The 12,224-nt window shown below is 45.8% G+C and carries 11 protein-coding genes and 1 pseudogene; all 12 read left to right on the forward strand.

Annotated features, from left to right (window positions below; translation table 11 throughout):
• A pseudogene (locus KG007_RS09020) lies at positions 1-218 on the forward strand (polysaccharide biosynthesis protein); the annotation flags it as partial.
• Entirely contained in the window at positions 215-631 is a 417-nt protein-coding gene (locus tag KG007_RS09025) for an adenylyltransferase/cytidyltransferase family protein (RefSeq protein ID WP_213348343.1), read from the forward strand. The pseudogene KG007_RS09020 and the gene KG007_RS09025, both read left to right, overlap by 4 nt.
• Before the next feature lie 24 nt (positions 632-655).
• Complete coding sequence (locus KG007_RS09030; protein ID WP_213348345.1) at positions 656-1,459, forward strand: LicD family protein; 804 nt, start codon at positions 656-658, stop codon at positions 1,457-1,459.
• A 110-nt stretch (positions 1,460-1,569) separates the two neighbouring features.
• Positions 1,570-2,862 carry a lipopolysaccharide biosynthesis protein gene (locus KG007_RS09035; RefSeq protein WP_213348347.1) on the forward strand — a complete coding sequence of 431 codons (1,293 nt, stop codon included), beginning with the start codon at positions 1,570-1,572 and terminating at the stop codon, positions 2,860-2,862.
• A complete protein-coding gene (locus KG007_RS09040) occupies positions 2,859-4,109 on the forward strand; it encodes a glycosyltransferase family protein (protein WP_213348349.1) in 1,251 nt (416 codons plus the stop codon). Before KG007_RS09035 ends, KG007_RS09040 begins: the two co-directional genes overlap by 4 nt.
• A gap of 100 nt (positions 4,110-4,209) precedes the next feature.
• On the forward strand, positions 4,210-5,586 hold the full coding sequence (gene wzy / locus KG007_RS14105) for an O-antigen polysaccharide polymerase Wzy (RefSeq protein ID WP_213348351.1): 1,377 nt from the start codon (positions 4,210-4,212) through the stop codon (positions 5,584-5,586).
• A gap of 4 nt (positions 5,587-5,590) precedes the next feature.
• Entirely contained in the window at positions 5,591-6,694 is a 1,104-nt protein-coding gene (locus KG007_RS09050) for a glycosyltransferase (protein ID WP_213348353.1), read from the forward strand.
• A gap of 64 nt (positions 6,695-6,758) precedes the next feature.
• On the forward strand, positions 6,759-7,832 hold the full coding sequence (locus KG007_RS09055) for a polysaccharide biosynthesis protein (RefSeq protein WP_213348354.1): 1,074 nt from the start codon (positions 6,759-6,761) through the stop codon (positions 7,830-7,832).
• 51 nt (positions 7,833-7,883) lie between these two features.
• Positions 7,884-9,017: a non-hydrolyzing UDP-N-acetylglucosamine 2-epimerase gene (gene wecB, locus KG007_RS09060; protein WP_213348356.1), complete on the forward strand. Its 1,134-nt coding sequence runs from the start codon at positions 7,884-7,886 to the stop codon at positions 9,015-9,017.
• Positions 9,018-9,020: 3 nt separating this feature from the next.
• Positions 9,021-9,884: a dTDP-4-dehydrorhamnose reductase family protein gene (locus KG007_RS09065; RefSeq protein ID WP_213348358.1), complete on the forward strand. Its 864-nt coding sequence runs from the start codon at positions 9,021-9,023 to the stop codon at positions 9,882-9,884.
• Positions 9,881-11,083, forward strand: a complete 1,203-nt coding sequence (locus tag KG007_RS09070) for a glycosyltransferase family 4 protein (protein ID WP_213348360.1) — start codon at positions 9,881-9,883, stop codon at positions 11,081-11,083. The genes KG007_RS09065 and KG007_RS09070 overlap by 4 nt, the downstream gene beginning before the upstream one ends.
• Positions 11,084-11,173: 90 nt before the next feature.
• Positions 11,174-12,139, forward strand: coding sequence for an MraY family glycosyltransferase (locus KG007_RS09075; protein WP_213348363.1), 966 nt, complete (start codon positions 11,174-11,176; stop codon positions 12,137-12,139).
• Positions 12,140-12,224: the final 85 nt, after the last annotated feature.

Raw genomic sequence — 12,224 nt, forward strand, 5'->3', positions numbered from 1 at the left:
TGTCGAACAAGGAGAACACGCTGCCCACGTCGCACGACAGGATACGTATCGCCAAGGTGCGGGAATATGACTATGAGGAAGCGTGCCGCGTCGCCGAAGAACTGGAGACGCTCTCCCGCTCGGTCGACATCCCGCAGATGGTGAGGCTGATGAAACAGACAGTGCCCGAGTTCATTTCCAAAAACTCCAGGTTTGAGCAGTACGACAAAAAAATATGAAAAAAATCTTTACAGTCGGGGTGTATGACTTATTGCATGCGGGTCATGTCCTGTTATTTAAACGTGCAAAGCAGTTGGGCGATGAGTTGATTGTCGCAGTTCAGGATTCGGATTTTATACTGAAATACAAACCCGGGACAAAAATTATCAATTCGACGGAAGAGCGGATGTTTATGGTCGATTCTGTTCGGTATGTAGACCGGGTCGTCAGCTATCAGGACGTGGATTCCATTATCACCGCGATTGATTTCGACGTTTTTGTAAAAGGTCCTGACCAGACGCATCAGGGGTTTCAAAAAGCGACTCAATGGTGTTTGGATCATCATAAGGCTGTTGTAGTTCTCCCCAGGACGGATGGCGTTTCATCGACAATCCTGCGTGGATTCATAGGTGAGGGTAAATCGAACGGATAATTACCTTTCAGAGGGAGAAGATCGATGAAAAAAATAGATACGGACGAGTTAAAGATGTTGCAGACCGATGTGTTGGAAGCGATACACGGATTTTGCGAAAAACAGGGTATAAAATATACGATGGGTTGCGGAACACTGTTGGGCGCAGTCCGTCACAAAGGTTATATTCCCTGGGACGACGATATTGATATCTATTTGTTGCGTGAGGATTATGAACGGCTGATGAAATCGTTCCCTTCGCTTTACGATGGAAAATACAAACTTGTTTCTTTGGAGCGGGATGCTTCTTGGGAGCGTCCCTATGCAAAGGCTTACGACAACCGAACTGTGTTTCGGGAGAACGCTGCTTATAAGTATGTGATAGGTGTAGGGATAGATGTTTATCCCATTGACAATGTTCCCGACAACGAAAGCGAATGGGTGGCTTATAATCGGAAACGCTTGTTTTTTCAGCGGTTGTTCCAAATGAAATTCATCCGGCTGAATAAATCCCGGAGTCTTTGGAAGAATATGCTGTTGGTGATTGTGAAAGGGGTATTGCTACCTGTTTCCCCGAGCCGTTTCGCCCGTTTCCTTGACCGGTATGCCCGAAAATACAACAATGCGTCGACCCGGTTTGTCTTCGAGAATGTCCAAGGGGTATGTGTACGTCGCCGTTTTCGGAAAGATGTCTTTCTCGATATCGAGGATATGTCCTTTGAAGACCGCTATTTCAACGGATTGAAGGATTACGATGAATATCTGCGTAATGCCTATGGAGACTATATGCAATTGCCTCCCGAGGAAAAGCGGGTTCCTCACCATGATTTTATAGCAGGCTGGAAGTAGAGATTATGATAAGGCCGTTTCTGAAGAATCTTTCGTTCGTATTTGGGGCGCAATTCCTAATCCTGTTTATCAGCGTTGCACGGGCTCTGATTTTGCCGAAATTCTTTTCTGTGGAGGCTTTCGGTTATTGGGAAGTGTATTGGTTTTACACTTGTTATGTCGGTTTGTTTTGTTTGGGATATAATGACGGCATTTATCTGAAGTATGGCGAGTACGACATCGATCGGCTACCTATAAAACAGATACGTTCGGCGACAAGGCTTTTCTCCGGGATGCTTTTGCTCTTTGTGGCGGTCGCTATCGGCGGAATCAATTTGTCCGGATTTTCATCCGAAGTGCGTTTTGCACTGGTTTTCGCCGCATTGAATATCTTTGTATTGGGGGTGATGGGTGTATATATCTATATTTTTCAGATCACTAACCAGTTTAAAAAATACAGTTTTTTTTCAGTTGTAGATAAAGTTCTGGTGCTCTTTGCTATCGGATTGATGGTCCTGATTAACGAAAATAATTTCCGGATTATCGTCGTTGCCGATTTTGTCTCCAAATTGATTGTCCTTGCCGTGATTGTGTGGAAGACGAAGGAGTTGCTTTTTGGCCCCGTAACCGCATTTAGGGAGTCTTTGAAATTTATGGGACAGAATATGCAGGTAGGCATCAAACTGATGGTGGCTAACCTGATGTCCATGCTTCTTATAGGTGCGGGGAAATTTATCGTCCAGATTTTCGGCAATATCCGGGATTTTGCCATCTATTCGTTCGGTATATCCATTACGGGCTTGGTGCTGACCGCCGTGACGGCTTTCAGTCTCGTGCTTTATCCTACGATAAAACGAATCCCGGCGGAACGTTATGCAGAGATATTCGATAAGGTGAACAGTTTTACACGCCTATTCGGCTTGAGTTCGATATTGTGTTATTTCCCGGCATATCTGTTTATTGCTTATTTCTATCCGAAGTATGCTTCCGTGTTGCCCTATCTGAACATTCTGTTCCTAATCGTATTCCTTCAGTGCAAGATCAGCCTGTTGGACAACACTTTCTATAAGGTGCTTCGCAAGGAGACAGGCATGCTCTGGGCCAATATATCGTGTGTCGCGCTTTTCGTGGTAATGGCACTGGTGGGTTTCAGTTTGAATCAGGATATGTGGGTGATTGCATTTTGTACTTTTCTGGCGATGCTTTACCGCTGTTACATGTCGGAATTCACCTTATGCCGGGCTGTTTCGATGCCGCCTGACGGACGGATTGTCTTCGAACTCGTGTTTATGCTGCTGTTTCTGCTCAGTAGTTCCTACTGTTCGCTGACCTGGAGCGCAGCATTCACGGCCGGAATTTATTGTCTGTGGATCGTCGCGGACCGCCGTAAAAACAAATCTATTTTAGCCCTGTTGAAGCAATGAATATCGTCGTGCTCGTAGGTAGTTATTATCCGAACTATTCTGCAGTTGGTATCTGCGCCAGGAATATCGTTGATATACTGAAATCAAAGCATAAAGTTACCGTTGTTGCCAATAAAAAGACAATGATGGATACTGATTTTCGGATAGATGGAGTGGATCTAAAATATATAAGTTCACGAATTATCGATTACCAGATACGCCTCGATGAAAAGATGAAACAAGACCTATCCTCATTTCGATATATTTATAAATTAGGTAGGGTCTGTCTTAAATTGCTGAGATTTGTCAATATTTTGATTTCTCCTGTCAGTGTTAGGCGTAAATTCGTATCAGCTTATTATAAAGCCCTTATTAGTATAGGAGAACGCGAATCGATCGATTTGATTTTACCTTTCGTATTTCCAGTAGAATCATTAGTTGCAGGATATGAATACCATAATGCCTTTCGGCAGGCAAAAATTATTCCTGTGATATTTGACAATTTCGTTGAGAACCCCTCTTTGCACAGGGTCGGGATTAATCGGTTGTTGAAAAAGAAGAGGCATGTAAAACTGCTGGATACTATATTCGGAGTATGTGAAAAAATACTCGTAATGCATACTCAGAAATCATATTTTACGAAAAATCACGATTCTGTTTTAGATAAAACTCATTTTATCGAACATCCTCTTCTTATTCCGCCCCAATATGAAAATACGAAAAAACAGGGCGTATCTTTCTTATATACGGGATCTTTTCTGAAAGGCTATGTAGAGGCGGGCGGATTGATATCCGCTTTAACGGAAATTCTGGAAAAGTATGATTATAAAGTAGACTTTTTTGTTATGGGAAATGCACTGTCGCCTATAACTGAATTTGTTGCTGCGTTTCCTTTACAAGTCTTCAATCATGGCTGTGTGGCGATGGAAACAGCGCTTTTTGAAATGAGCAAAGCGGACTTCTTTTTATGTGTTGCAGAATTTTCTGGGATACAAATGTCTAGCAAGATATTCACTTATATGTCGTATGGGAAGCCGATTATCCTAATATATTACGCAGAAGAGGATATTAATGTTCGGATACTGAAAAAATATTCTCTGTTCTTTCCTTTGAAATCCGATAAAAAGGGGCGTATTGATAGGAAAGATATCGATTCTCTTATCAGGTTTGTTGAGCGAACTAAATCGAAGATCATTTCTTTCGAGGATGTAGCTATGACTTATAATGATGCGCTACCTTCTACTACTTGTGACCTAATCCTTTCATAATGACTTGTGTTGATAGTAATTCTTTGTGTCTTATTGGTATATGATTCGGAAAATATGAAATCTTCCATGGAAAATTCAATCGTCAAGAACTAAAAATTGCATGAAGGGCATTTTGTATACAGTAATTCTGTTGTCATATTTATTCGCTCCGGCTGAATATTCATGGAGTTTCTGCGTCTGTATGTTGGCAATATTTTGTTTCATTTTTTTGAAAATCATAGTCAAAACCCGAAACTATAAGATATTCAGCTACGCCACTCTGTTCTTTGCAACGCTTTTTTTTGTGAATTTTGCCTATCCGGTATTCATATATCCCACGGACCCTACGTTTATCCTGCAATTCAGATACTCGTTTTCTCCGGAATATATTAACCGAGGTACAGTCTTATGTGTAGTGGCGTTCGCTGCATTTGCGGAGGGCTTTTCCCGGGACCGTAAAATAATTCATGGGAGGGAATATTCGATTAACATCAATGCGTATAATTTTTTCCTTGCACTGGCCTGTTTGGTTTTCCTTTATAATGTTTATATAATTTATCCGCAGATTGGAGCCGTGATCTACGGAGATGCCAGAGTCCCGTTTCAAGGAGGTTCTTTGCTTAGTATGTTGTCATGTGTCCTTCTGATGATTAATTCATATCGGAATAGGAGAAAGATATATGATCGTCCGTTTCTGTTTTTAAAGATTAACTGGCTTATTCTCTCGATTATCGGATTATATGTTGCTATAACCTTAATGTTAGGAAGCCGCGAATATGCGTTGACATTGTTTTTATTGGTCGCTTTCGTTTTCTCGAATTTCGTTCGACCGATAAGGTTGAAGACTTTGTTGCCATTGCTGTTGATCGGAGTGATTTCCATGTACTATGTTTCCCAAATCAGAAATGCAAGCGGCGAAACGTACGCTTCCTCCGGATTGCTTAAAAACAGGGATTACCAGGATAGCAGGGTAAGCGGATATTGGAATATGTTTACCGATCTGATGGTGAACAATAGAAACCTCTATGTCGGCATGCAGTATGTCGATGATGACAATCGGGGTTATACCTATGGGTATCATTATATACCTACGCTGTTCGCCCCAGTCCCATTTTTACCCGATTTCGTTTCAAGGTCCTTTTTGGGGGAGCCTGCTGTGAAATTTACATCCCAGGAAATGCTGACTGATTATACCAGAACCGATCTCGGACATAGTGATTTGGATTACGAACTCGGAAGTAATTGCGTTGTTGACGTATATATGGCTTTTGGTGTGATCGGTGTGATCGTTTTGTTCGGGCTTTTAGGATACGGGATTCGTTTTTTGGAGCAGAACAGCCCGGGGAATATAAAGTATGCCTGCCTTTATATTATCCTTTTTACATCCGTAGTTTTCTTTTGCCGGGGATCGTTTTTCGGATTCTACCGGAATCTAATTTGGGCTTACCTGATATGTTCGGTAATCTTGAGGGTGAACCGACGCTCCGTTTCCATCTGATACGATGAAAAATATCGTTGTTTCGGCTGCCGCTCTGCGCTCGAGCGGCGCATTGACTATATACCGGCAATTTATCGAGCGGTTGCGGAAGCATATCGGTGATAATCGTTATTTCGTGTTTGTCGACCCGGAAATGCCTCAGCCGGCTATCGACGGGGTGGAGTATATTCATATCGACATAAGGGGTAATGTCAGAAGAGTACGTTTCGATTGGTTCGGATTTGCAGCCGCATTGAAACGTCGGTCTATCCGCCCCGACTTGATCGTATCCTTGCAGAATACCGGCGTCCGATATCCGGAGCGTATTCCACAGGTCATTTACTATCATCAGTCGATTCCGTTCTATCCGCACCGCTGGAATCCGTTGAAAAAAGCGGAGCGGACACTCTTTTTTTACAGTCGGGTCTATCCGTTTTTTGTGAAGGCCTCACTTACGCCCCGGACGCATGTCGTCGTACAGATACCTTTTATTAAACGAAACTTTATCAGCTATTTCGGTGTGTCGGAAGATCGGGTCCACGTCTTGTTTCCCGAGGTAGAAGCGGTTGATGTGGCACGGATAGACGGCTATCCTTTCGAGCCGGGTCTGCAACATTTCCTTTACCCGGCGACGGGAGTATCCTACAAGGAACACAGGACACTTGTCGGAGCGCTGAAAGTACTTCGCGAAACCGACCTCGGGGAGTTTCGAAAAATCCGGCTGCACTTTACACTCGCGCCGGGCGAGGCGCCTGAACTGGAGGCCGAAATCCAGCGGGCCGGCTTGGAACAGCATGTCGTGTTTGAAGGCTGCGTTCCGCATGCCCAATTGCTTGCTATGTATAAATCGGCATGTGGCCTGCTCTTTCCGAGCACTATTGAAACCCTGGGACTTCCTCTTTTAGAAGCGGCGGCTTTCGGTCTGCCCGTTTTGGCTTCGGACCTCGATTATGCCCATGAGGTGATGGGGGAGTATACCGGGACGGAATTCATTCCTGTGCGTGATTGCCAGCAATGGGCGCAATCTATTTTGAACGTCTGCCGCGAAAGGCAAAAGTACCCGCCTCTGAAATCTGCCGACAGTAATTCGTGGCTGGAATTTTTCGCACTAATCGGTCGCCTGGCCTGAACGTGCGGAACATTCCGGGGCGGCAAGCATTGTTGTACCAACATAATTCAAATCATAAAATACTATGTCCGTATTCAAAGACAAAGTCCTGTTGATTACAGGAGGAACGGGTTCGTTCGGGAATGCCGTTCTTCGGCGGTTTCTGGATTCAGATGTGCGGGAAATCCGCATTTTTTCCCGGGACGAAAAGAAACAGGACGACATGCGCCATGCCCTGCAAAATCCGAAGGTGAAATTTTACATAGGAAATGTCCGTAACCGGCAGTCGGTGGATGTCGCCATGCGTGGGGTTGATTATGTATTTAGTGCAGCGGCACTGAAACAGGTCCCGAGTTGTGAATTCTTTCCCATGGAGGCTGTACATACGAATATTGCCGGAACGGAAAACGTGTTGCTTTCAGCTATTGAACACGGTGTGAAAAATGTTGTTGTCCTTTCTACGGACAAAGCGGCGTATCCGATCAATGCAATGGGTATGAGTAAGGCCCTTATGGAAAAAGTGGCCGTAGCCAAAGGCCGCGAACTTGGAGAAGATGCCGGAACCACGATCTGTTGTACGCGCTATGGCAATGTTATGGCCAGCCGCGGTTCGGTGATTCCTCTCTGGGTGGAGCAGATGGAGGCCGGCCGGCCTATTACCATTACCGACCCGGATATGACACGCTTTATGATGACGCTTGACGATGCCGTGGACCTTGTGATTTATGCCTTTACGCATGGTCGCAATGGCGATCTTTTCGTACAAAAGGCTCCGGCAGCCACGCTTGCGACACTTGCTCAGGCGCTTAAAGAGACTTATGCAAAGATTTCCCCGAAATACCTGCAGACTGAGGTCCGGGTTATCGGTACGCGTCACGGCGAGAAGCTTTATGAGACGCTGGTAACCCGAGAAGAGATGGTGCGCGCCGAAGATATGGGTGGATATTATCGTATTCCCTGCGATACGCGCGATCTGAATTACGACAAGTTTTTCACGAAAGGCAACGAGGAGGTATCGAAGATCGAGGATTACCACAGCCACAACACGCGCCGTCTGGACGTGGCTGGGATGAAGGAACTCCTGCTCAAACTCCGCTTTATCCGTGAGGATCTGGGACTGGAGCCGAAAGCTAAATCCCGCGAAATAAGAAGTGAATGATACCCCCGATAGGCGGACCTGTTTAATAAACTATCTGAGAAAAATATTGCCATGTTGAAAGTAATGACCATCGTCGGAACGCGACCCGAAATTATTAAATTGAGTCGTGTGATGGCTGAACTGGATAAGTATACCGATCACGTTATAGTTCATACGGGACAGAATTTCGATTATGAACTGAATGAGATATTCTTCAACGAATTACATATTCGCAGACCGGATTATTTCCTGGATGCGGCCGGCAGGAATGCTGCGGAGACGATTGCCAACGTTATTCTGAAGTCAGACGAACTGATGGAGCGGATTCGTCCCGATGCGCTTCTGCTTTATGGGGATACCAACAGTTGTATTTCGGTGATTTCAGCCAAACGAAAGAAAATTCCGATCTTCCACATGGAGGCCGGCAACCGTTGCTTCGATCAGCGTGTCCCCGAAGAGATCAACCGTAAGATCGTCGATCATCTAAGTGATATCAACATGCCGTTGTCCGAGCATGCCCGTCGTTATCTGCTTGCGGAAGGGCTTCGTCCCGAGACTGTGATTAAGACGGGATCACCCATGACCGAAGTGCTGAAATATCACCTTCCTGAAGTGGAGAAGAACGATGTCCTGGAGAAAGAAGGACTGAAGAAAGGTGAATACTTTATCGTGAGTACACACCGTGAGGAGAATGTGGATTCGGAGAAGAATTTTACGGACCTTTTGGCGTCTTTAAATGCAATTACAGCCAAATACGGAAAGAAAGTTATTGTTTCGACCCATCCGCGTACCCGCAAGAAATTGGAAGAGATCGGTTTTACAAACACTAATCCGATGATCGAATTTATGAAGCCATTCGGATTTATGGAGTATATAAAACTCCAGATGAACGCTTTCTGCGTGATCTCGGATAGCGGAACGATTACCGAAGAGTCTTCTATTCTGCATTTTCCCGCAATCACGATCCGTCAAGCCCATGAGCGTCCGGAAGGAATGGATGAGGGTACGCTGATTATGACAGGCCTGAACAGCAAGCGTATTCTGGACTCCATTGATGTTGTAACCTCTCAACATGCGGAGGGGACAGATGCTATCCATTCCATTCCTGATTATGCGGCGGACAATGTGTCGAAAAAAGTCGTGCGCATCATCCTTTCCTATACGGATTATGTGAATCGTACGGTTTGGCATAACGAGAGCGAATGACCTATGAATAAAAAGAAAATTTTGCTCTTCGGTGCAACAGGCATGGCCGGGCATATGGCTTATTATTATTTGCAAGGGACGGGACATTACGAGTTGACAAATGTTGTTTTCCGGACTCCGTTGACGGACGCCAGCATCGTAGTCGATGTGACGGATCGGAGGGCTGTTGCGGATGTGGTTCATACTGTTCGGCCCGATATTATCCTGAATTGTGTGGGCGTATTGATTCGGGGGTCCAAGGAACATCCTGACAATGCGATTTATATCAATGCCTATTTCCCGCATCAGTTGAAAGCTCTGGCAGATGAAGTTGGGGCAAAACTCGTCCATATCAGTACGGACTGCGTGTTCTCAGGTCGAAAAGGGAATTATTCGGAGACGGATTTCCGCGATGCTGACGATACTTATGGGCGCAGCAAAGCGATGGGTGAGGTTATTAACGACAAGGACTTGACGCTCCGTACGTCGATCATCGGGCCGGAACTGAAGGTAAATGGTGAGGGGCTTTTCCATTGGTTTATGCATCAAACAGGCTCTGTAAATGGGTTTAAAACGGCAATCTGGGGCGGTGTTACCACATTGGAATTGGCCAAGGCGATTGATTATGCCATCCAGACCGAGTGCACGGGTTTGATTCAGTTGAGTAACGGGGAAGGTATCAGTAAATACGACCTGCTTTGTCTGTTTCGGGAAATTTGGCAGCGAGATATCGAGATCCTTCCGGTGGATGCCAATGGCGTGGATAAAAGTATTGCCCGTTCTACCCGGTTGGACTATACAATTCCGGGGTATCGTCGGATGCTGGAGGAGCAGAAGGAGTGGATGGACAGTCATGGTTACTTGTATGATTCGAATTACCGGCTATGAGAATCCTGTTGGTAAGTCAATATTTCTATCCGGAAGAGTTTAAAGTAAATGATCTCGCAGCCAGTTTGGTCGAACGCGGACATTCCGTTACAGTGCTTACCGGGAAACCGAACTATCCGAAGGGAGCGTATTTCGAAGGGTACGGTTTCTGGGGAATTAAGAAAGAGAATTACAAAGGAGCCGAGATTATTAGGATTCCGGTGGTCCGCCGGGGACAGGGCACGGCTATCCGCCTGGCTGCCAATTATCTGTCATTTGCTTTTTTCGGAAGCCTTTATGCATTGTTTCATAAAATAGAATATGATTATGTGCTGTGCTTTCAGTTGTCTCCGATAACGCAGGCATATCCGGCCCTTATGCTGAAGAAAAAGTATAAATGCAAGGTCGGCCTTTGGGTGCAGGATCTATGGCCGGAAAGTGTTTCTGCCGCTGGAGACGTAAACAATCGGTTCGTGCACAGATACCTCGAAAGCATGGTAAGGCGGATTTATGCGAAGTGCGACACGCTCTTTGTCCAGTCGGAAGCATTTCATCGTTCCATCTGCGCAAAAGGTCCTTTTGAGGATAAGATAGTCTATACACCGAATTGGGCGGAGGATTTGTTTTGTGCTCGGGGAAATATCGACAGCTGTAAGTACCAACATTTAATGCCCGACGGTTTTCGGGTGATGTTTGCCGGGAATGTGGGCGCTGCACAGGACTTCGATTCGATCCTCCGGGCCGCTTCTTTGACAAAGGATATTCCTGAGATCAAATGGGTAATTGTCGGAGATGGCCGTAAGCGCGCTGAGGCTGAACGGATCGTGCAAAATGAGGGGCTGGATCGTACGGTCTTATTCTTGGGCCGGTATCCGGTGACGGAAATGCCTGCCTTCTTCATCCATGCGGATGCTATGTTGGTTACCCTTCGTAATGAATATATCTTTTCACTTACGATTCCTTCTAAATTGCAGGCGTACATGGCTTCCGGTAAGCCGGTCCTTTCGATGATCGACGGTGTTGGCAACGATGTTATTCATGCGGCCGGATGCGGCCTTACGGCAGATGCCGGCGATGCGGAAACCTTGTCGAGAAACGTACGCCGTCTTTATGAAATGGATAAACAGGAGTTGGCCGATATGGGAAAACGGGGATTCACTTATTATAAAAAGAATTTTTCAAAGGATGAAATTCTGGATAAGATCGTATCCTATATGTAATATGCCTCTTGGTACGATTCGAACTCAGCCGGAATGCGCTCCGCGTGCGGAAGAGGGACTGGCGAAAACCCTGAAAAGTTTTCATGCGAAATGAAATTATTTATTGTTGGAGTTTTGCTCGTTTTTGCCGAGCTGCTTTATTTTCGGATCGCCGACCGTTTCAATATTATCGACAAGCCCAATGAGCGGAGTTCGCACAACCGGATTACGCTTCGCGGCGGCGGAGTTATATTCCTTTTCGGGATGTGGCTTTATGCGGCGTTCTACGGGTTTCAGTATCCGTGGTTCCTGGCGGGGCTCACGCTGATAGCTGCGATCAGTTTTGCCGACGATGTGCATTCGGTTCCCAATAGAATCCGGATTGCGGTGCATTTTGCAGCGATGTTGCTGATGTTCTATCAACTGGGTCTTTTTTCGGCTGGGCAGTGGTGGTATCTTCTTTCGGCGTGGATCGTCTGCACGGGTATCATCAACGCCTATAATTTCATGGATGGGATCAACGGCATTACGGGCGGGTATTCGCTTTCGGTATTGCTGCCGTTGGTTGTCGTCAATGCCCGGGAGGCGTTTATCGATCCGCAGTTGATTTGGGTAGCGGTTCTGAGCGTATTGGTTTTCTGCTGGTTCAATTTCCGTCCGAAGGCCCGGTGTTTTGCGGGTGATGTAGGGGCGGTTTCCATAGCTTTTATCCTGCTGTTTATGCTGGGCGCGTTGATTCTTCGGACCGGGAATCTCTGGTATCTGGTTTTCCTCGTGGTCTATGGGGTGGATTCTGTGCTGACGATCTGTCACCGGTTGTTGCTGCGGGAAAATATCTTCGAAGCGCACCGGAAACATGTATACCAGTTGATGGCCAATGAACTGAAGATTCCGCATGTGGTAGTTTCTGCGATCTATGCACTTTTGCAGGTTGTAATCTCGTTCGGGGCCATCTGTCTGCCGGTCAACGGATGGGTTTATTTCGGCGCTGTCATCGTATTGCTTTCCGCTGTCTACGTGTTGTTTAAAATGAAATATTACTGCCTCCACGAAGCGTATCTTCAAACGAAAAGGTAAAAGCCGTAACGGTGTATTTGGCAGGTCCCGGAGTTTATGCTCCGGGACTTGTTTGTTATATGTAAACGCAAGAGCCGCAACCTTT

The organism is Alistipes montrealensis (assembly GCF_018362775.1).
GTDB classification, from domain to species: Bacteria; Bacteroidota; Bacteroidia; order Bacteroidales; family Rikenellaceae; genus Alistipes; species Alistipes montrealensis.

Excerpts from the sequence above, each read along its gene's own strand:
- KG007_RS09075 (WP_213348363.1), top strand. The coding sequence starts at position 11,174 with ATGAAATTATTTATTGTTGGAGTTTTGCTCGTTTTTGCCGAGCTGCTT.
- KG007_RS09040 (WP_213348349.1), top strand. The coding sequence starts at position 2,859 with ATGAATATCGTCGTGCTCGTAGGTAGTTATTATCCGAACTATTCTGCA.
- wzy (WP_213348351.1), top strand. The coding sequence starts at position 4,210 with ATGAAGGGCATTTTGTATACAGTAATTCTGTTGTCATATTTATTCGCT.
- KG007_RS09070 (WP_213348360.1), top strand. The coding sequence starts at position 9,881 with ATGAGAATCCTGTTGGTAAGTCAATATTTCTATCCGGAAGAGTTTAAA.
- KG007_RS09025 (WP_213348343.1), top strand. The coding sequence starts at position 215 with ATGAAAAAAATCTTTACAGTCGGGGTGTATGACTTATTGCATGCGGGT.
- KG007_RS09065 (WP_213348358.1), top strand. The coding sequence starts at position 9,021 with ATGAATAAAAAGAAAATTTTGCTCTTCGGTGCAACAGGCATGGCCGGG.
- KG007_RS09055 (WP_213348354.1), top strand. The coding sequence starts at position 6,759 with ATGTCCGTATTCAAAGACAAAGTCCTGTTGATTACAGGAGGAACGGGT.
- wecB (WP_213348356.1), top strand. The coding sequence starts at position 7,884 with ATGTTGAAAGTAATGACCATCGTCGGAACGCGACCCGAAATTATTAAA.
- KG007_RS09030 (WP_213348345.1), top strand. The coding sequence starts at position 656 with ATGAAAAAAATAGATACGGACGAGTTAAAGATGTTGCAGACCGATGTG.
- KG007_RS09050 (WP_213348353.1), top strand. The coding sequence starts at position 5,591 with ATGAAAAATATCGTTGTTTCGGCTGCCGCTCTGCGCTCGAGCGGCGCA.